The sequence below is a fragment of the Burkholderia pyrrocinia genome, assembly GCF_001028665.1.
In the GTDB taxonomy this organism is placed as follows: Bacteria; Pseudomonadota; Gammaproteobacteria; order Burkholderiales; family Burkholderiaceae; genus Burkholderia; species Burkholderia pyrrocinia.
In genome coordinates this window covers 1913282-1937479 of sequence record NZ_CP011503.1, presented here as the reverse complement: position 1 = coordinate 1937479, position 24198 = coordinate 1913282, and the positions used below count along the sequence as shown (strand labels likewise).

Sequence of the window (24198 nt, the reverse complement as noted above, 5' to 3'; positions counted from 1 at the left end):
CCGGCCCTTTCGCATTCGAACGGCAAAGCAGGCCGATAAGCCGGATTCTGTGCACGCTGTGCGCCGAAGCGCACAACGCGTGGCAGCCATTCCTCTAGGCGCGCCATTGCTGACGCGCTCAAGCTTCCTACCCGCAGACGAGACGGGGGCCCCATCCTGCATCCGAAGATGCGCGCCTGCCTACTTGGAATTGCTCCGGGTGGAGGTTACCGTGCCGGCGAACGTCGCCGTCGCCGCGGTGCGCTCTTACCGCACCGTTTCACCCTTACCTGATCCCGGCTTGCGCCGGGCCATCGGCGGTTTGCTTTCTGTTGCCCTGTTCCGCGTGTCGCCACGGATGGCCGTTAGCCATCACCCTGCCCTGTGGAGTCCGGACTTTCCTCGCCCCCGCGCGCCCGAAGGCGGCGAGGCCGCGACTGCCTGGCCTGCTTTGCGACGCGCATTCTAGCACTGCGCGCCGCCGCCGGCTGCACGCGTACGGCGGCCGCTGCGGAATACGGCCGGATCGTCGTAGAACGCGGCGTCGGCATTCGCGCCCCACCAGCCCGGTACGCCGAGCACCGGAAGCGGCGAGAAATCGCGGCTCGTCAACGCGCGCGTCGCGAGTTCGGCGGCGACACGGGCATCGACATGCGCAATGCGTTGCGCGTCGGGCCACGAAAAATAGTCGGCGCTCACTTCGACGATCCACGTGTGCGCGGTGCAGGACTTGTAAGGCGCGACGAGCTTCTCGAGCAGCGCATGGCCGACGAGCCGCGCTTCGCAGCGCGTGCCCCACGCATCGCGCGCGGCGACCAGCAGCCGCGGCCAGTCGAAGCCGCGCAGCGCATCGGCGAGCGCGCGCTCGGCCGTCACGAACAGCGCGGCATTCTCGTCGAACAGCGTGAGCGCATCGCGCAGCGTGCCGCGCACGGGCCCGACGCCGCCCGCCACGTCGATCGCGGCGGCCTGGCGCGCGTTCAACGCGGCCTTGATGCGCGGATACGCGAACCAGACGAGCGCATTGAAGAAGTCGTGAAGATTGTGGCGGGTCGGCACGTCGCCGGTGCCGGCGATATGGGTCTCGTACGCGACACCGGGCGGCAGCTCGGCCTGCGGCACGAACCGCAGCGGCCTGCCGCGACCGCTGACGCGCCCGCCGTCGCGCAACGCACCGTTCAGCGCGTCGAGCAGCGCGGCGTCGCCCGCCCGTGCGGCCGCCTGCGCGGCGCGGCCCAGCTCCGCATACGGCGCAAGCCACGGCGCGGACCAGTCGATCCGCGCAAAATCCGCCGCCCCGCTGCCGGCCGCGTGGCCGGCTTCGCGCGACGGCGCGCCGCTCACACGAGTTTCCAGCCGATCGTCTCGCCGCCGCGCAGCGGCACGACCGGCGTGTCGCCCGCGAAGATCTCGCGCGGCAGTTCCCACGTCTCGCGGTGGAGCGTGACCGTTTCGGCGCTGCGCGGCAGCCCGTAGAAATCGGCGCCGAAGAAGCTCGCGAAGCCTTCCAGCTTGTCGAGCGCGCCGGCGTGGTCGAACGCTTCCGCATACAGTTCGAGCGCATGCAGCGCGGTGTAGCAGCCTGCGCAGCCGCACGCGGTTTCCTTCGCGCCGCGCGCATGCGGCGCGCTGTCGGTACCGAGGAAGAAGCGCGGGTTGCCCGACGTCGCGGCCTCGACCAGCGCGACGCGATGCGTCTCGCGCTTCAGCACGGGCAGGCAGTAGTAGTGCGGGCGAATCCCGCCGACGAACAGCGCGTTGCGGTTGTACAGCAGGTGGTGCGCGGTGATCGTCGCGCCGAGCAGGCCCGGCGCCGCATCGGCATCGCGCACGTAGTCGGCCGCGTCCTTCGTCGTGATGTGCTCGAACACGACCTTCAGGCCCGGGAAATCGCGACGCAGCGGCGTCATCACGCGGTCGATGAAGACCTTCTCGCGGTCGAACAGGTCGATCGACGCATCGGTCACCTCGCCGTGCACGAGCAGCGGCATGCCCGTTTCCTGCATCGCCTCGAGCGCCTTCGCGCATTTCGCGAGATCGGTGACGCCGTGGTCGGAGTTCGTCGTAGCGCCTGCCGGATACAGCTTCACGCCGTGCACGAAGCCGCTTTCGCGCGCGCGGCGAATCTCGTCGGGCGGCGTGTTGTCGGTCAGGTACAGCGTCATCAGCGGTTCGAACGTCATCCCGGCCGGCAGCGCGGCGAGGATGCGCTCGCGATAGGCCTGCGCCTGTGCGGTGGTCGTCACCGGCGGCTTCAGGTTCGGCATGACGATCGCGCGGCCGAACTGGCGCGCGGTGTGCGGCAGCACGGCGGCCAGCATGTCGCCGTCTCGCAGGTGCAGGTGCCAGTCGTCGGGACGGGCGAGCGAAAGCGTCGCCGGGGAGGAAGCGTTCGAGGCAGTCATAGGAGGCGTCGTGAGGAACGGACTGGCCATCAGCGGGGCCGGAACACGCGTGCGCGGGCCGACTGACGGCAAACCGCAACACGAGGCCTTTGGCCAGCGGAATCCGCTTTTTACCGCTCAGGGCTCGGTGATATGCTAGAAGCCGCATTGTACCGGGGTTCGCCCGGTTCGTTACCCCGTCGTTACCCCGCTTCAGCCTGCCGCCCCAAGTAAAATGTGCCAACTCCTAGGAATGAACTGCGCCGCGCCGACGGACGTCACATTCTCCTTCACAGGTTTCGCGGCCCGGGGCGGGCTCACCGATCACCATGCCGACGGCTGGGGCATCGCCTTCTTCGAAGACAAGGCCTGCCGCCTGTTCATCGATCACCAGGCATCGGCCACGTCGCCGATCGCCGAGATGGTGAAGCGCTACCCGATCAAGTCCAAGAACACGATCGCGCACATCCGCAAGGCGACGCAAGGGCACATCCTGCTCGAGAACAGCCATCCGTTCATGCGCGAACTGTGGGGCCGGCACTGGATCTTCGCGCATAACGGCGACCTGCAGGACTATGCGCCGAACATGGACGGCAGCGTCTACCACCCGGTCGGCACGACCGACAGCGAACAGGCGTTCTGCGTGCTGATGCAGGGGCTGCGCGAGGCATTTCCCGGCGCACAGCCGCCGCTGCCCGAACTGTTCGAGCGCGTCGGCGAGCTGACGCGCGGCATCACCGATCACGGCGTGTTCAACTTCCTGATGTCGAACGGCCAGGCGCTCTTCGCGCACTGCTCGACGCGGCTGCACTATCTCGTGCGGCGCTGGCCGTTCTCGACCGCGCATCTCGTCGACGAAGACCTGTCGATCGACTTCGCGAAATACACGACGCCCGAGGATCGTGTCGCGGTGATCGCGACGCAGCCGTTGACCGACAACGAGGTCTGGACCGCGTTCGAGCCGGGCGAGCTGATCATGTTCCAGTGCGGCGACGTCGCCGCGCGGATGCGGATCCCGGTGCCCGAACGCGTGCTCGAGAAGCTGCGCAATCCCGCACTCGACGCGTCGGCCTCCGCGCCGCGCGACGCACGCGAGGCGCTCGCCACCGCCGCCGACGGCGATTCCGACGACGCGATCGACTTCTGAGCGCGGCGGGCCGGCGCCCTTCCCGCTTTCCATTTCCCGCACCGCAAGACCGTCGCCCGCAACGTTCGAGCGTGGCGGGCGAATTCGCGCGCACGCGATGCGGCGACTTTCACCGCTGGAGAAAATCGCGTGCCGCGTGTCGGTTCCATTTCATCCGGACCACATTCCGGCACATCGATTCAATGCAATACAACATTCGCTTAATTTTATTAATTTCCAAGCGAAAATAACCCAGATCCGAAATAAATAAACAAGGCAATCCGGAGCACATATAATCCGGAAACCGCATTCTAACGCACCGCCCCGATGCGAACCGTGCGCCACCCCACCGATCCGGCAATCACGCACTCGCGCCGAAAAAATCCGCAGATCCCTTACCCCTCAATGCTTTCAGTTCGATTCATCACACAATCTAAAAATACCGAATGAAATCGGCATTATCGCCACATTCATTATTTTTTTGATAATCGACTGCCGCTTCGATCAGTAGACTCCGCCCATCCTCGGTGTAACGAATCACGATTGGCGCAGAAACGGCCATGGCCGCTGCACGCCCACTCAGGCCATTTTTCCACCGCGGATTGCGATTTCACTGCACCGCGGTGAATACCACTTCAAAAAAAGAGAGAGGGGCTTGTCGTGAATCACTCATTTCGATCGATATGGAGCGAAACCGCCGGTTGCTGGATCGCGGTTGCGGAAACGGCACGGGCGCGCGGCAAGCGTTCGGGCGGCGAATCCGACGCAAGCCGCGGCGCTGCGCACACGGCAACACGCCGGTCGCCGCTTCGCGTCGCCGCGCTCGGCGCCGCGCTGGCCGCGCTGTCGTCCGGCTCCGCGTATGCATCGACCTGCGGCAGCGGCGCGGCCGTCGCGAGCGGCGGCACCTGCGCGCTCGGCAGTTTCAGCCCGACCGTCAACGACAACCTGGCCGGCGCAACCACCGTGTCGGGCGGCGACACGGTCGGCGTGACGGGTGCATGGACCGGCGTCGGCGGCGACCCCGGCTACACCCTCACGCCGATCGGCAACGCGACCGTCGTATCGGGCACCCCGAACCAGCCGATGCTGTCGCTCGGCGGCAAGACCCAGAGCATCAGCACGCCCGACTCGATCACGGGCACCCGTTCGTCGGTCGCAACCTACAACTCGTCCGCGTTCTCCGCGTCGACGGCCGGCTCGACCAACGTGCCCGTCTACCATGACGTGAACGGCAACCAGTACGTCAACACGCGGATCGGCACCGTCGACACCTCCGGCGGCACGCTGAACGTGTCGATCGGCAATCCGGCGAACGCGCCCGACGCGGCCGGCAACGCGATCTCGATCGCGCCGAAGCAGACCGACCTGACGTTCGCGGACGGCACCGGCGCGGCGAAAAGCGTCGTCAACTGGAATTCGCGCAACCAGATCTGGCTCGGCACCGGCGACTATCTCGCGAGCGGCGGCCCGGTCGGCAGCATCCAGCTCGACGTGCCGGCCTACGCGGGCAAGTTCACCGCGTTCGACGGCAGCGCCTGGAGCGTCACCGATGCCGCTTCGCTGGCCGCCTACAACGACTTTCTCGTGCGCTCGGTGCAAAGCGGCGCGCTCGGCTCGCAAGCGGCCTACGACAGCGCGTTCGGCCAGGCCGTCACGTTCTCGCAGCAAACCTTCCAGTACGCGAACAACGTGTCCGCCGGCGACAAGAACACGCTGCCGATCGATCACCTGTCGGTGATGCACGGCACCGGCGCGAATGCAACGCTGCGCATCGGCAAGGACGGCCAGATCGACTTCCGCGGCGCCAGCACGATCGACTCGAGCTCGGCGGTCCTCGCGGAAAACGGCGCGCACTTCGTCAACGACGGCCGCCTGTCGGGCGACTTCACGCTCGTGCGCCTGCTGACCGGCGCGAGCGGCGTCAACAACGGCGCGATCTCGTCCGGATACGCGTCCGGCGACAACGTCAATACGGGCGGCAGCGCGCAGCCGGGCAATTTCGACTTCCACGCGTACACCGAGGGCAACGGCGTATATGCGAATGGCGCGGGCACGACGTTCGTCAACAACGGCGTGATGAACGTCGGCGCGTGGAACCTCGTCGGCAACCGCCCCGACCTGCAGAACTACGCGGTGGCCGCGACGGACGGCGCGAGCGGGTCGAACGCCGGCACGATCAACGTCGGCGTCAACGCGACGACGCTCGACAGCCAGGTGATCGGCGGCCTCGTCGCCGGCGGCAGCTTCACGAACGAAGCCGGCGGCACGATCTACCTCGGCCGCGCGGCCCAGTACGACGCCGCGTCGCCCGAGGCCGCGAACGACGTCGCGCTGTCCGCGCACGCGTACGGCATCCTGCTCGGCGCATCGGGCACCGCGAGCAACCACGGCACGATCGTGATCGGCTCGCAGACGCAGAACGGCGCCGCGCTGGCAAGCATCGGCTCGTTGTCCGGCACGCTGACCAACGCGGGCTCGATCGTCGTCAACGGCGCGGCGCCCGGCACGCCGCTCGCGAACGTCGGCATGCTTGCGGCCGATACCGCCGCGACCGTGACCAACACGGGCACGATCACGCTGAATGGCGTGAACGGCATCGGCATCATGGTCGTCGGGACCGGCACGAAAGCGACTGCTGCGACGTCGACCGGGACGATCAACGTGGCCGGCGGCCTCGATCCGGCATCGGGCACGCGCAACTACGGCGTCTGGGCCGAGGGGCCGCTCGCGAAGGCCACGCTCGACGGCGCGCTCAACCTGACGGGCACCGGCGCGATCGGCGTGCATGCGCGCTCGGGCGCGACGATCGACGTCGGGGCCAACGCGGTGCCGGCCTTCATGTCCGGCACGAACCAGATCGGCTTCTACGCGTATGGCGCGGGCTCGAAGATCAACGTCGCCGCGCAGCACCTGGGCGTCGACACCGACGACTCGACGCTGTTCCGCGTCGCGGGCGGTGCGGCCTACACGGGCACGTCGGCGGCCGGCGCGCTGACGACCGACGTCAACGGCCAGCGTGCGCACGGCGTGCTCGCGACCGACGCCGGCACCACGCTGTCGACCGGCAACGCGATCTACAACGTCAACGGCGCGAACGGCATCGCGATCGCAGTCGAAGGCGGCGCGAAAGGCACGATCGATGCGGGCGCGACGATCAACCTGAACGCGGCCGGTGCGATCGCGGGCGTCGTCGACGGCCAGGCGCACGACCTCGCCGGCGCGAACGCCGGCGCACCGGTTGCGACGACGCTGACCAACGACGCCGCCGTCGCGTCGTCGACCGCCGGCGTGACGGGCTTCGTCGCGCAAAACCTCGGCACGCTCGAGAACCGCGACACGGTGCTGCTGACGGGCGCCGGCTCGACGGGCGTCGTGGCCGGCACGCTCGGCACGGTGAACAACGCGTCGACGATCCGCGTGTCCGACGGCACCGGCGCGCTCGTGCAGGGTGCGTCGGCGACGCTCGCCAACACGGGTTCGATCGAAGCCGACGACGGCATTGCAGGCGTGCGCCTGACGGGCGCCGGCGCATCGGTCGCGATGTCGGGCGCGGGCACCGTCGTCGCGAACGGCAGCGCCGACGGCGTGCTGATCGACTCGACCGTATCGGGCGGCGAGCTCGCGGCCGGCGCGACGTCGATCGCGGTCGGCGGCTCGGGAAGCGGGATCCGCAACCTCGGCGCGAACACGACGATCGCGTTGTTCGGCACACAGGTCGCGACCACCGGCAACGGCGCCGACGGGCTCGCGTCGACCGGTGGGGGCGCACGCATCGCGACCGATGCGGCAACGGTCGTCCGTACCGCCGGCGCGAACGCGCGCGGCCTGTTCGTATCGGGCGCGGATTCGACGCTTGCGGCCAACGGCACGACCGTCGCGACGACGGGCGCCGGCGCGCATGCGATCGTCATGGACGGCGGCGCGACGGCGCTGCTGTCGGGCGCGAAAGTCACCGCATCGGGTGCCGCGGCCGACGGCGTCGTCGCGCGCAACGGCGGCCGCATCGGCGATACGGGATCGTCGATCGCCAGCGCGGCCGGCAGCGGCGCGACCGCGGACAGCGGCGGCGTGCTCGCGTTGACCGGCACGACGCTCAAGGGTGCGACGGCCGGCGTGCTGACGTCCGACACGCTCGCGAACGGCGCGACGAGCTCGGTGCTCGTCGACGGCGGCAGCATGACATCCGTCGCCGGGCCGGCATTCGCCGCGCGCGGCGGCACGGCCGACATCGCGGTGCGCAACGGCACGGTCGTGACGGCCGGCAACGGCACGCTGCTCGATCTCGCGAACGGCAGCAACGTGACCTTCAACGCATCGGCAGTGAACCTCGCGGGCGACATTGTCTCCGACGCGTCGAGCACCGGCAACGTGTTCCTCGCGAACGGCACGACGCTGACCGGCAGGATCGACCCGGTCGCGCTGACGATCGACGGCACGAGCACGTGGCGCATGACGGACAGCTCGGTGCTGAGCAGCCTGAACAACGCGGGCCTCGTCGCGTTCGCCGCGCCGGCCGGCTCGCCGACGCTCACGGGCAGCTACAAGACGCTGACGACCGGCAGCTACGTCGGCAACGGCGGCACGATCGCGCTCAACACGTATCTCGGCGCCGATGCCTCGCCGACCGACCGGCTGATCGTGAACGGCGGCGCCGCGAGCGGCACGACCGGCCTGAAGATCGCCAATACGGCCGGCACCGGCGCGCAGACGACCGGCGACGGGATTCCCGTGGTCGTCACGGCCAACGGCGGCACGACCACCGCGTCGGCATTCCATCTCGCGGGCCCGGTACAGGCCGGCGCATACGAATACCGGCTCTATCGCGGCGGGCAAAGCGACGCGAACGGCTGGTACCTGCGTTCGCAACTCGATCCGACGGACCCCGGCAGCAACCCGATCCACCCGTCCGGCGGCGGCGACGGCAGCGGGAATGGCGGCGGCACGCTCGCATACCGTCCGGGTGTCGCCGGTTATGCGCTGACGCCGCTCCTGAACGCCGACTACGGCTTCTCGACGCTCGGCAAGCTGCACGAGCGCGTCGGCGACATCTACAACGTCGCGAAGCAGCAGCCCGGCAACCGCGACGGCGTGTGGGGGCGCATCGGCGGCCAGAGCCTCGACGCGAACGCGGGCCGCTTCGCGGCCGACGAGCGCACGTTCTTCGCGCAGTTCGGCAAGGACTGGACGCTCGACCAGGCACCCGGCGGCAGCAGCACGCATGCGGGCGTGACGGCCAGCATCGGCGTGTCGAACGCGAGCTTCAGCGACATGGCGCGCGCGGACTCGCAGAACCTGTCGACGTCGACGGGCTCGGTCGAGATGCACGCGCAGAGCGTCGGCGGCTACTGGACGCGCTATCTGTCCGACGGCACGTATTTCGACAGCGTCGGGCAGGTCACGCACTACGGCAACCGCTATCGCGACAGCTACGGCAACGAGGCGTCGCAGAACGGCTTCGGCATCGCGCTGTCGCAGGAGGTCGGCAAGCCGTTCGGCATCGGCGGCACGCCGATCGCGATCGAGCCGCAGGCGCAGCTGATGTACCAGTACCTGAAGCTCAACGGGTTCAACGACACCGTGTCGGCCGTGTCCGGCACGACGACGAATGCGCTGCGCGGCCGCGTCGGCGTGCGCATCTTCCGGCCGAACCTCGAGGCGAACTCGGGCGGCGGCGCCGCGACGCCGTACTTCACGGCCGACGTGCTGCACGACTTCCTGTCGCCGGGCCAGACCGTCGTCGGCGGCACGCCGTTCGCGACGCATCTCGGCCGCACGTGGTACGAGCTCGGCGTCGGCGTGACCGCGGGCTTCGGCAAGTCGGGCGAGCTGTACGCGAACGTGAAATATGCGCGCAACATCGGCGGCGACTACCGGCGCGGGATCGTCGGGCAGGTCGGCTACCGGTATAGCTGGTAACGGCGGACGAAAAAAAACCGCCCGGCGCTCGGCCGGGCGGTTTCGCATTGGCGCGCACGAAGCGCACGCAGTGCGCGAACGCTCAGTGCAGGATCTTCGCGAGGAAGTCCTTCGCGCGTTCCGATTTCGGATTCGAGAAGAAATCGTCCTTGCGGTCGTCCTCGACGATCGCGCCCTTGTCCATGAAGATCACGCGATGCGCGACCTTCTTCGCGAAGCCCATCTCGTGCGTGACGACCATCATCGTCATCCCTTCCTGCGCGAGTTCGACCATCACGTCGAGCACTTCGTTGATCATCTCGGGATCGAGCGCGGACGTCGGTTCGTCGAACAGCATCGCGATCGGGTCCATCGACAGCGCGCGCGCGATCGCGACACGCTGCTGCTGGCCGCCCGACAGCTGGCCCGGATACTTGTGCGCATGCGCCTTCAGGCCGACGCGATCGAGCAGCTTCATGCCCTTCTCGTTCGCCTCGTCCTTGCCGCGGCCGAGCACCTTGATCTGCGCGAGCGTCAGGTTCTCGGTGATCGACAGGTGCGGGAACAGCTCGAAATGCTGGAACACCATCCCGACCTTCGAGCGCAGCTTCGACAGGTTCGTCTTCTTGTCGCCGACCGACTGGCCGTTCACGAGGATCTCGCCCTGCTGGAACGGCTCGAGGCCGTTCACGGTCTTGATCAGCGTCGACTTGCCGGAGCCCGACGGGCCGCACACGACGACCACTTCGCCTTTCTTGACCTCGGTCGTGCAGTCGGTGAGAACCTGAAACTGGCCGTACCACTTGGAAACGTTCTTGATGGAAATCATCGTGTGACCTTTTTCTGGAGACTCTTGACGAGAACAGACGCCAACGAGCAAATCACGAAATAGCATGCGCCGGCGAACAGGACCATCTCGACGGTCGTGCCGTCTCGATCGCCGACGTTGGCGGCCGTGCGGAAGAAGTCCGCGAGACTGATCACGTACACGAGCGACGTATCCTGGAACAGGACGATCGCCTGCGTGAGCAGCAGCGGCACCATCGCGCGGAACGCCTGCGGCAGGATCACGAGGCGCATTGCGTGCGTGTAGTTCATGCCGAGCGCGAACGCGGCGTTCACCTGCCCGCGCGGCACGGACTGGATGCCGGCGCGGATGATCTCGGAATAATACGCGGCCTCGAACAGCGAGAACGCGACCATCGCCGACGCGAGGCGGATGTCGATCGTCGGCGACAGCCCGAGCACGCCCTGCAGCAACTGCGGCACGATCAGGAAGAACCACAGCAGCACCATCACGAGCGGGATCGAGCGGAACACCGTCACGTAGCCCTGCGCGAACCACGCGAGCGGCTTGACGCCCGACAGCCGCATCAGCGCAAGCAGCGTGCCCCACACGATCCCGATGACGATCGCGATCAGCGTGATCTGCAACGTGACGATCGCACCTGTCCACAGCGTCGGCAGCGCGCCGGGAATACTACTCCAGTCGAACTGATGCATCACTTGCCTCCGATATAGCCGGGCAGCCGCGTACGGCCTTCGATCCAGCGCATGAGCGCCATCACGACGAGGTTGATCAGCACGTACGCGAGCGTGACCGCGATGAACGACTCATAGGTCTGCGCGGTGTAGTCGACGAGCTGGCGCGCCTGCGCGGACAGGTCGAGCAGGCCGATCGTCGACGCGACGGCGGAGTTCTTGAAGATGTTCAGGAATTCCGACGTGAGCGGCGGCACGATGATCCGGTACGCAACGGGCAGCAGCACGTAGCGGTACGTCTGCCATTGCGTGAAGCCCATCGCGAGGCCGGCGGCGCGCTGGCCCTTCGGCAGCGCGTTGATCCCCGAGCGCACCTGTTCGCACACGCGCGCGCCCGTGAACAGCCCGAGACAGGCGATCGACGCGGTAAAGAACTGCGTGCCGGGCGGCAACTGCTTGATCCAGGTGCCGATCGACGCCGGCAGCAGCTCGGGTATCACGAGATACCAGACGAAGAACTGCACGATCAGCGGAATGTTCCGGAAGATCGACACGTACGCGGTGGCGAGCGCGGACAGCCATTTGTTCGGCACCGTGCGCAGCACGCCGAACAACGAACCGACGATCAGCGCGATGACCCAGGCGGCGAGCGACACTTCGATCGTCACCCGGAAGCCGGACATCAGCCATCCGAAATAAGTCGTCGGCTCGCCGGTCGACACGGGGCTCAGGAAGATGCCCCAGTTCCAGTGGTAAGACATGGGCAAGACTCCAGCAAAAAGAGACGGAAGAAGCGTGGCCTCTTCCGTCTCAGTAGCGTCATTTCTGCATCAACGGCCGTATGGTCAGTCGAGCGCCTTGTCGTTCGGGTTCGCGTACAGCTTCTTCATCGAATCGGACAGCGGGAAGTTCAGGTTCAGCCCCTTCGGCGGGATCGGGTTCTCGAACCACTTCGCGTAGATCTTCGCGGCTTCGCCCGACTTCTCGACTTGCGAGATCGCGTCGTCGACGACCTTCTTGAAGTCCGCATCGCCCTTGCGCATCATGCAGCCGTACGCTTCTTCCGATTGCGGCGTGCCGACGATCACCCATTCGCCCGGCTGCTTCGCCTTCGCACGCTCGCCCGCGAGCAGCGCGTCATCCATCATGAACGCAACCGCGCGGCCCGATTCCAGCGTGTTGAAGGAATCGCCGTGATCCTTCGCGCTGATGATGTTCATGCCGAGTTGCTTGTCGTTGTTCATCTTGCGCAGCAGGCGCTCGGACGTCGTGCCGGCAGTGGTCACGACCGTCTTGCCCTTCAGGTCCGCGAAATCCTTGACGCCCGAATCCTTCTTCGTCATCAGGCGCGTGCCGATCACGAAGATCGTGTCGGAGAACGCAGCCTGCTGCTGACGCTCCGTATTGTTGGTCGTCGAGCCGCACTCGATGTCGACCGTGCCGTTCTGCACGAGCGGAATGCGGTTCTGCGACGTGACCGGGATGTTCTTCACCTGCAGGTTCGGCAGGTTCAGCTTCTTCTTCACCGCGTCGACCACCTTCAGCTGGAATTCGCGCGAATAGCCGACTACCTGCTGGCTCTGGTCGTAGTAGGAGAACGGGATCGACGATTCGCGGTGGCCCAGCGCGATCACGCCCGTGTCCTTGATCTTCTTCAGCGTGCCCGTCTCCTGAGCATGCGCGCCGCTTGCGAACGCGCAGAGCGCCGCGACCATCAGGACTGCCTTGTGGTATTTCATTTTGGTCATCTCCTTGGCTAAAACCCGCGCCAGTGTATCAAAGTAATATTTTTGAAAGTACTGGTTGTTTTCCGAACTACGAATCGCGCTGTCCGGCGCCTTCCTCCCGGCCCCGGGCACCCTTTCCGCGCCCCAATGCGCGCGCGGGCGGCACCGCATTCGGCACCGCCCGCGAGGGTTCATGTACGCAACCGGATGGATTGCGTCATGGCTAGATCATAGTCGACGATCAGGGGTACAGGCCGCGCATTTCGCGCGCCATCAGGATGCGCTTGCACGCGACGATGAACGCCGCCGTACGCACCGTCACCTTGTGCTCTTCCGCGACCGCCCACACGCCGGCGAACGCTTCGCGCATCACGCGCTCGAGACGGTGGTTGATCTCGTCTTCCGTCCAGAAGAAGCTCGAGAAATCCTGCACCCATTCGAAGTACGACACGGTCACGCCGCCCGCGTTCGCGATCACGTCGGGGATCACGAGCACGCCGTTCGCGCTCAGGATGTCGTCCGCCGCCGTCGTCGTCGGGCCGTTCGCGCCTTCGACGATGATCTTCGTGCGGATCTTCGCTGCGTTCTTCTCGGTGATCTGGTTTTCCAGTGCCGCCGGGATCAGGATGTCGGTCTCGACCGTCCAGAACTCGTCGTTCGGCATCGGCTCAGCGCCTTCGAAGCCCGCGACACCGCCCGTGCGTGCAACGTGGTCGAGCAGCTTGTTCGAATCGAGGCCGGCCGGCTGGTAGATCGTGCCCGTGTGATCCTGAACCGCGATCACCTTCGAGCCCGCTTCCTGGAACAGCTTCGCCGCGATGCCGCCGACGTTGCCGAAGCCCTGCACCGCGATGCGTGCGCCTTCGATCTCGAGGCCCTTCTTCTTCGCCGCTTCGCAGCCGACGACGAACACGCCGCGGCCCGTCGCTTCCTTGCGGCCGAGCGAACCGCCGAGTGCGATCGGCTTGCCGGTCACGACGCCGGTCGACGTCTGGCCCTGGTTCATCGAGAAGGTGTCCATCATCCACGCCATCACCTGTTCGTTGGTGTTGACGTCCGGCGCCGGAATGTCGGTGTTCGGGCCGATGATGATGCCGATTTCGCTGGTGTAGCGGCGCGTCACGCGCTCGAGCTCACCGCGCGACAGCTTGCGCGGGTCGACGCGGATGCCGCCCTTCGCACCGCCGTACGGCACGTTCACTGCTGCGTTCTTCACGGACATCCATGCGGAAAGTGCCATCACTTCCGACAGCGTCACGTCCTGGTGGTAGCGCACGCCGCCCTTGCCCGGGCCGCGCGACACGTTGTGCTGCACGCGATAGCCCTCGAAGTGCGCGACGGTACCGTTGTCGAGCTCGATGGGCACATCGACGATCAGGATGCGCTTCGGGCGCTTCAGCGTTTCGAGCCAGCGCGACAGCGAGCCGAGGTACGGCGCGACGCGATCGACTTGCTGAAGATAGTTGCCCCACGGGCCGAGGTCGTCGGCGTGCAGGTAGGACGGGATGGACTGCAATTGCGAAGACATGGATGCTCCAACGGTCAACAGGTGCGCACATTGTCGAAAAACCCGTTTTTTTTATCCAATGCCGTTTGCTTATTCGATTATGCGTTTCTTGCATGATCGCGATTTTTCGCAAATCTGCGGTCGATTTGCGCAAGAACGCACGCGATCGGTCGTGCATCGCGTCCGCGAAAAATCGTGTTGCCCGCGCGCGGGCCGGCCGCCGGACAGCCGTCCGACAGGTGCGGCAAGCTCGCCGTCAGCCAGCCGCGGTCGATCGTGTGCAGTCAACCGTCCGTATCGCGCAGTTCGTCGCGCACGACCTCCCACAGCGTGCGCACGAGCTTCTGCCGCGGATCGTCGCCCTGCAGCGCGAGCTTGTCGCAATACAGCCGGATCTCCATCGTCAGCGTGAACGGATGCGCGCCGCCGCGCACCGAACGGTCGAGCCGGATCAGCCGGCCGCCCGCGACCGCGTCCTCGACCGCGCTGTGCGGCAGGAACGCGACGCCGTGCCCCGCGAGCGCCATCGCCTTCAGCCCTTCGGCCATGTCGGTTTCATAGACGCGATCGAGAAACAGCCGCGTCGGCGCGTTCGCGACGATGACTTCCGTCATCCGGCCGAGATACGCGTTCGGCGTATACGACAGGTACGGCACGCGCGCGTCGGCCGTGCCGGGCAGCGTATAGCGCGGCCGGCCCGCGCGGCCGGGCGCCGAGAACGGGCTGATCGGCTCGCTGCCGAGGATCAGCATGTCGTAGCGCGCCGGATCGAGCGCGACCGGATGGCTCGGGTGGTGGTAGCCCATCACGAGATCGCAGCCGCCCTCGACGAGCGACAGCACGGCGTCGTGCACGTTCAGCGCGCGCAGCCGCGTGTGGACCTGGCCCATCTTCGCCTCGATCCGCTGCAGCCAGCGCGGGAAATAGGTGAGCGACAGCGTGTGCGGCACCGCGAACTCGATCGTCGGCACCGGCGCGCCGACGTGGCCGCGCAGCAGCGTGCGTGCCTCGTGCGCCTGCGACAGCATCGTCAGCGCCTGCTCGTAGAAGATCTGCCCGGCCTGCGTGAGCCGCGTCGGATAGACCGAACGATCGATCAGTTCGGTCGCGAGCCACGCTTCGAGCGCCTGGATGCGCCGCGAGAACGCCGGCTGCGACACGTGCCGCAGTTCGGCGGACCGGCTAAAGCTGCGCGTTTCCGCGAGCGAAACGAAGTCTTCGAGCCATTTCAGTTCCATGCAGGCGGGCGCGGCGGGCGGCGGTCGGGAAGAAGCCTGCATTCTACCGGCGGGCGGGCCCGGCCGGCGGCGGCGCGCGCGGCCCGGCGGCCCGCTGCGCACCCGTGCCGGGGCGGCGGCGGCACGCGATGGCGCCCGCCGGCCGCGCGCGGCCGGGATCGTCGCGCGCCGATGGTAAAATGCCGGATTCTCCCTCCCCTCGCTCGACCCGGCCCCAAGGCCCGCCCGATCATGTCCGACACTCGTCCCGATACGCTTTTCGCCCTCACCGCGCTCTCGCCCATCGACGGCCGCTACGCCAGCAAGACCGAAGCGCTGCGCGACTGGCTCTCCGAAGCCGCCTTCATGCGCCACCGCGTCACCGTCGAGGTGCACTGGCTGATCGCGCTGTCGCGCGCCGGCTTCGCGGAAGTCCCGCGCTTCTCCGACGCATCCGAGCAGTTCCTGCTGCAGCTCGCCGAGCGCTTCACCGCGCACGACGCCGCACGCATCAAGGAAATCGAGCGCGTGACGAACCACGACGTGAAGGCCGTCGAATACTGGCTGAAGGAATCGGTGAAGGGCCAGGCCGAACTCGAGAAGGCAAGCGAATTCATCCACTTCGCGTGCACGTCCGAGGACATCAACAACACGTCGCACGGGATGATGCTCGCCGGCGCGCGCGAACACGTGATCGTGCCGGCGCTGCGCACGGTCTACCAGCGCCTCGTCGCGCTCGCGCACGCGCATGCCGAACAGCCGATGCTGTCGCGCACGCACGGCCAGCCGGCCAGCCCGACGACGCTCGGCAAGGAACTCGCGAACGTCGCCGCGCGTCTCGCGCGTGCGATCGCACGCATCGAGAAGGTCGAGATCCTCGGCAAGATGAACGGCGCGGTCGGCAACTTCAACGCGCATCTTTCCGCGTATCCGGAATTCGACTGGGAAGCGTTCTCGCGCGACGTGATCGAAAACCGCCTGAAGCTCACGTTCAACCCGTACACGATCCAGATCGAGCCGCACGACTACATGGCCGAGCTGTTCGACGCGGTCGCACGCGCGAACACGATCCTGCTCGACCTCGACCGCGACGTGTGGGGCTACATCTCGGTCGGCTACTTCAAGCAGAAGACGAAGGCCGGCGAAATCGGCTCGTCGACTATGCCGCACAAGGTCAACCCGATCGACTTCGAGAACTCGGAAGGCAACCTCGGCCTCGCGAACGCGACGCTGCGCCACCTCGCCGACAAGCTGCCGGTGTCGCGCTGGCAGCGCGACCTCACCGACTCGACGGTGCTGCGCAACATGGGCGTCGCGCTCGGCTACTCGCTGCTCGCGTACGACTCGCTGATCCGCGGCCTCGACAAGCTCGAAGTGAACCCGCAACGCCTGAACGAAGATCTCGACAACTGCTGGGAAGTGCTCGCCGAGCCGGTGCAGACGGTGATGCGCCGCTACGGCATCGAGAACCCGTACGAGCAGCTGAAGGAACTGACGCGCGGCAAGGGCATCACGCGCGAAGCGCTGCAGCAGTTCGTCGGCACGCTCGCGATCCCGCAGGATGCGAAGGATCGCCTGCTCGCGATGACGCCCGCGTCGTACATCGGCAAGGCCGTCGAACTCGCGAAGCGGATCGCGTAAGCGCCGCCGTCGCCGGACGAACCAAAGCCCGATGCGAGCAATCGCATCGGGCTTTTTCCTTTTGGACGCTCAGAACGAAATCATCCGGCCCGGGTTGAGCGCGCTCATCACGCTCATCGCTGCTTTCGCCGCGGGAATCGCGATCGGCGACAACTGCCGGCCGAGCGGAATCTCGCGATGGTCGATGCCGGTCAGCATCGAGAAATCGTCGTTGCGGCCGACGAAATCGTCGCAGATCGCCTTGCCGATCCGCACCGTCTGCGCGACGCCGTGGCCGCTCCAGCCCTGCACCATGTACATCGGCACGCGGCCGTCGGTCTTGCGGCTGTCGGTGGCGCCGTTCAGCGTGAAGTCGCTGACGCCGCTCCAGCAGTAGTCGAGCGCGAAGCTGCCGTCCGCCTGCGGAAACACCGTGTTCAGCCGCGTCAGCAGATACGCGTTGACGTCGGGCTGCGCCCAGCAGCTGCCGGTGCCCTGCCCGCCGAACAGCAGGCGGTTGCCGCGCACCGGCCGGTAGTAGTCGATCTGGAACTGCGTGTCGTACACGGGCATGCCGGCCGGCATCAGTGTCGCGACATCGACGTCGAGCGGCGCCGTCACGCTCACGTACGTGAAGAACGGCACGGTCGTCGTGCTGCCGTCGTCGAGCAGCCGGAACGTCGTGTTGTGCAGCGCGAGCACGACGCCCTTGCGCGCGGTGATCGTGCCGCCCGGCGTCGTCGCGACGACGCCCGCCGGCGTCTCGTCGAGCTCGAGCACCTCGGTGCCCTCGAACAACGCACCGCCGTTCAGCCGGAAGCCGTGCACGAGACCGCGCACGAGCGCGAGCGGATGGATCTGGCCGCCGATCGCGTCGATCGCCGCGCCGTGGTACAGCCCCGAGCGCACGTAGTCGTCGTGCAGCTGATGGCGGCCGACGAGCGTCACGCCCGCGTCGCCGAGATGGCGGCGCGCATCCGCGCCGTCGAGCAGCGCGCTCATGTGGCCGGGGTGGACGGCCGCCGTGATGTGGCCGCGCTTGCGGTCGAGATCGAGCGCGTAACGCGCGCCGATCGCATCGATCAGGTCCATCGATTCGGCCGACGCGAAGCGCCACAGCCGTTTCGCATCGTCATGCGACAGGTGGTCGATCATGTCGGCCGCTTCCCAGCGCGCGAGGCCGGGCGTCAACTGCCCGCCGTTGCGGCCCGATGCGGCCGAGCCGACGTGATGCTTGTCGACGAGGATCGTGTCGACGCCCGCTTCCGCGAGATGCAGCGCGGCCGACGCGCCGAGCAGGCCCGCGCCGATCACGAGCACGTCGCATACGGCGTCGTGCGCGAGCGGCGCACTGTCCGCGTGGGGCGACAGCGACGCCTCGTACCAGTTGGCCGGGCGCTCGCCGTCGTAGCGGGCCGGGTCGCACCAGTTCCAGTTGTCTTTTTCGATGTTCAGTTGCGTTTGCTCGAAACGCGATTCGCCCTGGATCAGGGGTTGGTGATTGGAAGTCATGATTGCACTTGCATGGTCTTGGGCCGCCTGTCGAAGAGCCTTCTGGCTTTGCGTGTGGGGCAGCCGGTTCCACATGGGTGTCAACGAGAAAAGAGGCGCGGTGGCCCGTGTTGACGGCGGACACGCTCGTGCCGCCTGGATCCCGGACTGTGCGAAAGCACGTATTGAAAGGTGCCGGGACACCCAATTTCTACATCGCAGAAATAATTCTACAGTGTAGAATATGCTTTCGTCAAGTTTACGGCCGGACCCGCTCCGGCACGCCAGCCCGCATCGATGAAAGACAAACCCGCCCAGGGCCCGCGCGGCCTCGACAAGGATGCGATCGTCGCGGCCGCACTCGCGCTGCTCGAAGACGTCGGCGAAGCCGCGTTCAGCGTCCGCAAGCTCGCGCAGTCGGTCGGCTGCGACCCGATGAGCGTGCTGTATCACTTCAAGTCGAAGGATGGCCTGAGCCGCGCGATCGCGAACGCGCTGTCACGCTCGCTCGTGCCGGTCGACGATGCGCTGCCGTGGCGCGAGCGGCTGCGCGATCTCGCGCGCCAGTACCGCGCGCTCGCGCTGCGCCACCCTGCCGCGTTCGCGCTGCTGCAGCGCCACATGAGCACGGGCCCCGCCGATCTCGCGCACATCGAGGCCGTGCATCGCGCGCTGGTCGACGCCGGCATCCCGCGCGCTGCGCTGCCGTCGGTGTGCGTCGGCTGGTATGCGAGCGTGATCGGGCTCGCCGCCGCCGAGGCCGGCGGTCTCACGCGACCCGCGAACGACGTGGAGCTGGAGGAAATGAACGCGCTGTCCGACACCGAGCATCCGCTCGTCAGGTCGGCCGCCCCGCTCTATGCGCAGCTCGATCCGGAGATCGTGCACGACACGATGCTCGACGTGCTGCTCGACGGCATCGCGAAGCGCGCGCACGCGGCCTGACCGGCTGGCGCGCCGCCAATGAAAAAGGCGCCCCGAAGGGCGCCTTTTTCATGACGATTGCCGCGAACCGCGCTCAGTGCTGATGCGCGATGTCGATCTTCAGCATCACCTGATCGACGATCTGTTCGGGCGTCAGCTCGATGCTGACCACGATCGCTTCGTCCGGGCCCGGCTCCTCGAGCGTGTCGAGCTGGCTCTTCAGCAGCGACGGATCGAAGAAATGGCCGGTGCGGGTCTTCAGGCGCTCGTGCAACACCTCGAACGAACCCTTCAGATACACGAACCGCACGTCGGTGTCGGCGCCGCGCAGCACGTCGCGGTACGACCGCTTCAGCGACGAGCACGTGAACACGGCCGTCTCGCCCGCGCGCTGCTTTTCCTCGATGGCCTCGCGGATCGAGCGCAGCCACGGCCAACGGTCGTCGTCGGTCAGCGGAATGCCGTTGTGCATCTTTTCCTTGTTCGCCGCGCTGTGAAACGCGTCGCCGTCGGTATAGCTGCACGACAGGCGTTCCGCCAGCATTTCGCCGATTCGCGACTTGCCCGCGCCCGACACGCCCATTGCGATCAGAATCATTGCCTACCCCTTGTTACAAAACCATGCTCAGCAGCAGCGTGAAACTCAGGCCGAGCACCGAGATGATCGTTTCGAGCAGCGTCCACGTCTTGAACGTCTGGCCGACCGTCATCCCGAAATATTCCTTGATCAGCCAGAAGCCGCCGTCGTTCACGTGCGAGAAGATCAGCGAGCCCGAGCCCGTCGCGAGCACCAGCAGTTCCGGACGGACCGCCGCCCCCGATGCCGCCGCGATCGGTGCGACGATGCCGCAGGCCGTCGTCATCGCGACCGTTGCCGAGCCCGTGGCCAGACGAATCAGCGCGGCGACGAACCAGCCGAGCAGCAGCGGCGACAGGTGCGCCTGCGTGGCCGTTGCGACGATCTGCTGCGAGATCCCGCTATCACGCAGGATACCGCCAAAGCCGCCGCCCGCGCCGACGATCAGCGTGATCCCGGCGATCGGCGCCAGGCACTCGCCGCAGAACTTCTGGATCTGGTCGCGGTTGAAGCCCTGCAGCTTGCCGAACGTGAAGAAGCTCACGAGCACGGCGATCAGCAGCGCGACGTCCGAGTTGCCGGCAAAGCGCAGCAGGTTGTTCGGCAGCGTCTTCGGCGCGAAGACCAGATCGGCCCAGCTGCCGACCAGCATCAGGATCACCGGCAGCAGGATCGTGAACAGCGTGATGCCGAAGCCCGGCAGCTCGCGCTTCTTGCCTTCGGTGTGCGTGTCGACGAATTGCGCGGCGAGCGGGTTGTTCTCCGGCAGCTTCACGAACTTCGAGATCGTCAGCGCGAACAGCGGGCCCGCGACGATCGCGGTCGGCACGCCGACGATCAGGCCGAATGCGATCGTCTTGCCGATATCGGCGCCGTACTGCTGGACCGCGAGCAGCGCGGCCGGGTGCGGCGGGATCAGCCCGTGCACGACCGACAGGCCGGCCACCATCGGCAGGCCGACGACGAGCAGCGACTTGCCGGTGCGCTTCGCGACGTTGAACGCGATCGGGATCAGCAGCACGAAGCCGACTTCGAAGAACACCGGCAGGCCGACGATGATCGCGACGAACATCATCGCCCAGTGGATGTTCTTTTCACCGAACCAGTCGATCAGCGTGGTCGCGATCCGTTCGGCGCCGCCCGATTCGGCCATCATCTTGCCGAGCATCGTGCCGAGGCCGACGACGATCGCGATGTGGCCGAGCGTATTGCCGTTGCCCGTCTCGAACGACTTGACGATCTTGTCCATCGGCATCCCGACCACCAGGCCGAGGCCGAGCGACACGATGATGAGCACCAGGAACGGATAGATCTTGAACCGCGCGATCATCACGATCAACGCCACGATCGCGATCACGGTATAGATGAGCAGCATGCTGCCTTGGACAGCCCCCATGTGGACTCCTCCTTGGGATTATTCGAACCGGGCGGATCGTTGCGAGTATGCCCGGCTATGCAGGTCTCCGAAACAGCGGGGAGACCCCCACCGTCAGGACGCTGAATTTTACTTATCTTTACGGTCCGCGGATAGAACCGGTTCCATTAGCAAAAACCCTCAGTAAAACAAGCATTAAGCGCTTGTCTTCCGAGGGTCAAACCATCATTCCGTACAAGTCTTAACGGGGAAGCTGGCTCGCGGCTTGCGCGAGACGCGTGACTTCGGCCCAGTCCTGCGCGGCGAGCGCGGCCTTCGGCGTGAGCCACGAGCCGCCGACGCACACGACGTTCGGCAGCTTCAGGAAATTCGGCGCTGTGTCGACCGTGATGCCGCCCGTCGGGCAGAACTTCAGGTTCGGGAACGGGCCGTGGAACGCCTGCAGCATCGGCACGCCGCCCGCCTGCTGCGCGGGGAAGAACTTCACGATCTCGTAGCCGAATTCGAGTGCCTGGATGATGTCGCTCGGCGTCATCACGCCCGGCAGCAGCGGCAGGCCCGCGTCGAGCGACGCGAGGTGCAGGTCCTTCGTCAGGCCCGGCGACACGCCGAACTTCGCACCCGCCTTCTTCGCCTGCGCACAGTGCTCGGGCTTCGTGATCGTGCCGACACCGACGACGATGTCGTCCGCGAGCTGGCTCGCGCGCTGGATCGCCTCCAGGCCGGCCGGCGTGCGCAGCGTGATCTCGAGCACCTTCACGCCGCCCGCGTGCAACGCGCGCGACACGTGTTCGCCCTGCTCGACCGAGTCGAATGCGAGCACCGGAATGACCGGGCCCAGCTTCACGATTTCAGCAATCGTCTTCATCAAATTCGCTCCTTGAAATTCATGCGTCGACGCGGACGGCCGTTTCGCCGACCAGCGTCCCGAAAACCGATGCGCCCTGCTCGGCCGGCGCCGCGGCCGCGCGGAACACGCCGAACAGTTCGCGCCCGAAACCGACCTCGTTCTCGGCCTGGTGCAGCGGCTGCGCGACCGGGCGCGCCTGCCACTCGGCGTCGTCGACCTCGATGTCGAGCACGCCGGCTTCCGCGTCGATCACGAGCGTATCGCCCGTCTTCACCTTGCCGAGCGGGCCGGCCAGCAGCGCTTCCGGCGACACGTGGATCACGGCCGGCACCTTGCCCGACGCGCCCGACATGCGGCCGTCGGTCACCAGCGCGACGTGGAAGCCCTGATCCTGCAGCACGCCGAGCAGCGGCGTCAAACGGTGCAGCTCGGGCATCCCGTTCGCGCGCGCGCCCTGGAAGCGCACGACCGCGACGAAATCGCGCTTCAACTCGCCGCGATCGAACGCTTCCTGCACGGCTTCCTGTGAATCGAACACGATCGCGGGCGCCGTCACCTTGCGGTGCTCGGGCGCGACCGCCGAAATCTTGATCACGCCGCGGCCGAGCCGGCCCTGCATCAGGCGCAGGCCGCCGTCCGGCTGGAACGGATCGCGGATGCCGCGCAGCACCTTCGTGTCGTGGCTCTCGGCAGCGCCGTCGACCCACGTGAGCTTGCCGTCGATCAGCTTCGGCTCCTTCGTGTAGTGCGACAGCCCGCGGCCGGCGACCGTCGTCACGTCCTCGTGCAGCAGCCCGCCTTCGAGCAGGTTGCGCACCAGGAACGCGACGCCGCCCGCCGCGTGGAAGTGGTTCACGTCGGCCTTGCCGTTCGGGTAGATCTTCGCGAGCAGCGGCACGACGGCCGACAGCTCGTCGAAATCGTTCCAGTCGATCAGGATGCCGGCCGCGCGCGCGATCGCGACGAGGTGCAGCGTGTGGTTGGTCGAGCCGCCCGTCGCGAGCAGCGCGACGATCCCGTTGACGATCGCCTTCTCGTCGATCACATGGCCGATCGGCGTGTAGTGGCCGCGCTCGACGGTCAGGTCGAGCACGCGGCGCGCGGCCTCGGCCGTCAGCGCGGTGCGCAGCGGCGTGTGCGGATGGACGAACGCCGAACCCGGCAGGTGCAGGCCCATCAGCTCCATCAGCATCTGGTTGCTGTTCGCGGTGCCGTAGAACGTGCAGGTGCCGTGGCCGTGATATGCGGCCGATTCGGCTTCGAGCAGCGCGTCGCGGCCGACCTGGCCGGTCGCGAACTGCTGGCGGATCTTCGCCTTGTCGTCATTCGACAGGCCGCTCGTCATCGGGCCGGCCGGCACGAAGATCGTCGGCAGGTGACCGAACTGCAGCGCGCCGATCAGGAGGCCCGGCACGATCTTGTCGCAGATGCCGAGGCACAGCGCCGCGTCGAACATGTTGTGCGTGAGCGCGATCGCCGTGCCCATCGCGATCGCCTCGCGCGAGAACAGCGACAGCTCCATCCCCGGGTTGCCCTGCGTGACGCCGTCGCACATCGCCGGCACGCCGCCCGCGAACTGCGCGACACCGCCGTTCTCGCGCGCGGCGACCTTGATGATGTCGGGGAAATCCTTGTACGGGGCATGCGCGGACAGCATCTCGTTGTACGAGGACACGATGCCGATGTTCGGCTCGCGGATCGTCTTGATCGCGAACTTGTCGCTGCCCTCGAGGCCCGCGAAGCCGTGCGCGAGGTTCGCGCAGGACAGCGCGCCGCGCGCCGGGAACTTGCCCTGCGCGCCATCGATGCGCTGCAGATAGGCGGAACGGGTCGATTGGCTGCGGGCGATCACGCGTTCGGTGACCTTCGCCAGAGTGGGGTGCAGCGACGTCATGCTGGGCGCTCCTGTATGCCGGCCGACACCGGCGGTTGGAATCGTGGGGACGGTCGAATGCATCGACTGAACGAAGGCAGTCTAGTAGAAAAACTACAAGCATGCAATGCAGATCGATTCACGCGAAACCCTTATTCCCGCCACCAG

At 66.9% G+C, this 24198-nt stretch carries 17 protein-coding genes and 1 other RNA gene; 4 read left to right on the top strand and 14 right to left on the bottom strand.

What is annotated here, in order from left to right; translation table 11 throughout:
* Positions 1–20: 20 nt before the first annotated feature.
* The 3 genes from rnpB to pyrC form a co-directional block, all read right to left on the bottom strand.
* Positions 21–432: RNase P RNA component class A (gene rnpB, locus ABD05_RS35300), an RNA gene on the bottom strand.
* Positions 433–444: 12 nt separating this feature from the next.
* Entirely contained in the window at positions 445–1323 is an 879-nt protein-coding gene (locus ABD05_RS08950) for a DUF3025 domain-containing protein (RefSeq protein ID WP_047899812.1), read from the bottom strand.
* Positions 1320–2384: a dihydroorotase gene (pyrC, locus tag ABD05_RS08945; protein WP_047899811.1), complete on the bottom strand. Its 1065-nt coding sequence runs from the start codon at positions 2382–2384 to the stop codon at positions 1320–1322. Before pyrC ends, ABD05_RS08950 begins: the two co-directional genes overlap by 4 nt.
* 214 nt (positions 2385–2598) lie before the next feature.
* On the opposite strand from pyrC, the gene ABD05_RS08940 reads away from it, so the two are divergent.
* Together ABD05_RS08940 and ABD05_RS08935 are read left to right on the top strand one after the other, a co-directional pair.
* Entirely contained in the window at positions 2599–3510 is a 912-nt protein-coding gene (locus ABD05_RS08940) for a class II glutamine amidotransferase (protein ID WP_047899810.1), read from the top strand.
* A 639-nt stretch (positions 3511–4149) separates the two neighbouring features.
* Complete coding sequence (locus tag ABD05_RS08935) at positions 4150–9408, top strand: autotransporter outer membrane beta-barrel domain-containing protein (protein ID WP_047899809.1); 5259 nt, start codon at positions 4150–4152, stop codon at positions 9406–9408.
* A gap of 82 nt (positions 9409–9490) precedes the next feature.
* On the opposite strand, the gene ABD05_RS08930 is transcribed toward ABD05_RS08935, so the two are convergent.
* From ABD05_RS08930 to ABD05_RS08905, 6 genes are all read right to left on the bottom strand, one after another.
* Complete coding sequence (locus ABD05_RS08930; protein WP_047899808.1) at positions 9491–10216, bottom strand: amino acid ABC transporter ATP-binding protein; 726 nt, start codon at positions 10214–10216, stop codon at positions 9491–9493.
* A complete protein-coding gene (gene gltK / locus ABD05_RS08925; RefSeq protein ID WP_047899807.1) occupies positions 10213–10890 on the bottom strand; it encodes a glutamate/aspartate ABC transporter permease GltK in 678 nt (225 codons plus the stop codon). Before gltK ends, ABD05_RS08930 begins: the two co-directional genes overlap by 4 nt.
* Positions 10890–11630: an amino acid ABC transporter permease gene (locus ABD05_RS08920; RefSeq protein WP_047899806.1), complete on the bottom strand. Its 741-nt coding sequence runs from the start codon at positions 11628–11630 to the stop codon at positions 10890–10892. The genes gltK and ABD05_RS08920 overlap by 1 nt, the downstream gene beginning before the upstream one ends.
* 84 nt (positions 11631–11714) lie before the next feature.
* Positions 11715–12608 (bottom strand): glutamate/aspartate ABC transporter substrate-binding protein, encoded by an 894-nt coding sequence (locus ABD05_RS08915; protein WP_047901132.1) that lies wholly within the window; start codon positions 12606–12608, stop codon positions 11715–11717.
* 229 nt (positions 12609–12837) lie between these two features.
* Entirely contained in the window at positions 12838–14124 is a 1287-nt protein-coding gene (locus tag ABD05_RS08910) for a Glu/Leu/Phe/Val family dehydrogenase (protein ID WP_047899805.1), read from the bottom strand.
* A gap of 263 nt (positions 14125–14387) precedes the next feature.
* Positions 14388–15341, bottom strand: a complete 954-nt coding sequence (locus tag ABD05_RS08905; protein WP_047899804.1) for a LysR substrate-binding domain-containing protein — start codon at positions 15339–15341, stop codon at positions 14388–14390.
* Between the two features lie 231 nt (positions 15342–15572).
* Here ABD05_RS08905 and purB point away from each other — a divergent pair, with 231 nt between their 5' ends.
* On the top strand, positions 15573–16961 hold the full coding sequence (gene purB, locus ABD05_RS08895; RefSeq protein WP_047899802.1) for an adenylosuccinate lyase: 1389 nt from the start codon (positions 15573–15575) through the stop codon (positions 16959–16961).
* Positions 16962–17030: 69 nt separating this feature from the next.
* Here purB and ABD05_RS08890 read toward each other — a convergent pair whose 3' ends face one another.
* On the bottom strand, positions 17031–18452 hold the full coding sequence (locus ABD05_RS08890; protein ID WP_047899801.1) for an NAD(P)/FAD-dependent oxidoreductase: 1422 nt from the start codon (positions 18450–18452) through the stop codon (positions 17031–17033).
* A 276-nt stretch (positions 18453–18728) separates the two neighbouring features.
* Between ABD05_RS08890 and ABD05_RS08885 the strand changes: the two genes are divergently transcribed.
* The gene (locus ABD05_RS08885) at positions 18729–19376 is read left to right on the top strand and encodes a TetR/AcrR family transcriptional regulator (RefSeq protein ID WP_047899800.1); all 648 of its coding nucleotides are present in this window, start codon (positions 18729–18731) and stop codon (positions 19374–19376) included.
* Between the two features lie 73 nt (positions 19377–19449).
* Here the strand turns inward: ABD05_RS08885 and ABD05_RS08880 are convergent, their stop codons facing one another.
* The 4 genes from ABD05_RS08880 to edd all read right to left on the bottom strand — a co-directional run bounded on the left by ABD05_RS08880 (position 19450) and on the right by edd (position 24051).
* Positions 19450–19953 (bottom strand): gluconokinase, encoded by a 504-nt coding sequence (locus tag ABD05_RS08880; protein WP_047899799.1) that lies wholly within the window; start codon positions 19951–19953, stop codon positions 19450–19452.
* 13 nt (positions 19954–19966) lie between these two features.
* Positions 19967–21328 carry a GntP family permease gene (locus ABD05_RS08875; protein ID WP_034182722.1) on the bottom strand — a complete coding sequence of 454 codons (1362 nt, stop codon included), beginning with the start codon at positions 21326–21328 and terminating at the stop codon, positions 19967–19969.
* Between the two features lie 220 nt (positions 21329–21548).
* On the bottom strand, positions 21549–22175 hold the full coding sequence (gene eda, locus ABD05_RS08870; protein WP_047899798.1) for a bifunctional 4-hydroxy-2-oxoglutarate aldolase/2-dehydro-3-deoxy-phosphogluconate aldolase: 627 nt from the start codon (positions 22173–22175) through the stop codon (positions 21549–21551).
* Between the two features lie 19 nt (positions 22176–22194).
* On the bottom strand, positions 22195–24051 hold the full coding sequence (gene edd / locus ABD05_RS08865; protein ID WP_047899797.1) for a phosphogluconate dehydratase: 1857 nt from the start codon (positions 24049–24051) through the stop codon (positions 22195–22197).
* Between the last annotated feature and the right edge of the window lie 147 nt (positions 24052–24198).

Bases quoted from the DNA above. Each gene is read 5' to 3' on its own strand.
- ABD05_RS08905 (WP_047899804.1), bottom strand. From the start codon at position 15,341: ATGGAACTGAAATGGCTCGAAGACTTCGTTTCGCTCGCGGAAACGCGC.
- ABD05_RS08885 (WP_047899800.1), top strand. From the start codon at position 18,729: ATGAAAGACAAACCCGCCCAGGGCCCGCGCGGCCTCGACAAGGATGCG.
- ABD05_RS08930 (WP_047899808.1), bottom strand. From the start codon at position 10,216: ATGATTTCCATCAAGAACGTTTCCAAGTGGTACGGCCAGTTTCAGGTT.
- pyrC (WP_047899811.1), bottom strand. From the start codon at position 2,384: ATGACTGCCTCGAACGCTTCCTCCCCGGCGACGCTTTCGCTCGCCCGT.
- purB (WP_047899802.1), top strand. From the start codon at position 15,573: ATGTCCGACACTCGTCCCGATACGCTTTTCGCCCTCACCGCGCTCTCG.
- ABD05_RS08910 (WP_047899805.1), bottom strand. From the start codon at position 14,124: ATGTCTTCGCAATTGCAGTCCATCCCGTCCTACCTGCACGCCGACGAC.
- ABD05_RS08920 (WP_047899806.1), bottom strand. From the start codon at position 11,630: ATGTCTTACCACTGGAACTGGGGCATCTTCCTGAGCCCCGTGTCGACC.
- edd (WP_047899797.1), bottom strand. From the start codon at position 24,051: ATGACGTCGCTGCACCCCACTCTGGCGAAGGTCACCGAACGCGTGATC.
- ABD05_RS08940 (WP_047899810.1), top strand. From the start codon at position 2,599: ATGTGCCAACTCCTAGGAATGAACTGCGCCGCGCCGACGGACGTCACA.
- ABD05_RS08890 (WP_047899801.1), bottom strand. From the start codon at position 18,452: ATGACTTCCAATCACCAACCCCTGATCCAGGGCGAATCGCGTTTCGAG.
- ABD05_RS08915 (WP_047901132.1), bottom strand. From the start codon at position 12,608: ATGAAATACCACAAGGCAGTCCTGATGGTCGCGGCGCTCTGCGCGTTC.
- eda (WP_047899798.1), bottom strand. From the start codon at position 22,175: ATGAAGACGATTGCTGAAATCGTGAAGCTGGGCCCGGTCATTCCGGTG.
- ABD05_RS08880 (WP_047899799.1), bottom strand. From the start codon at position 19,953: ATGATTCTGATCGCAATGGGCGTGTCGGGCGCGGGCAAGTCGCGAATC.
- gltK (WP_047899807.1), bottom strand. From the start codon at position 10,890: ATGCATCAGTTCGACTGGAGTAGTATTCCCGGCGCGCTGCCGACGCTG.
- ABD05_RS08875 (WP_034182722.1), bottom strand. From the start codon at position 21,328: ATGGGGGCTGTCCAAGGCAGCATGCTGCTCATCTATACCGTGATCGCG.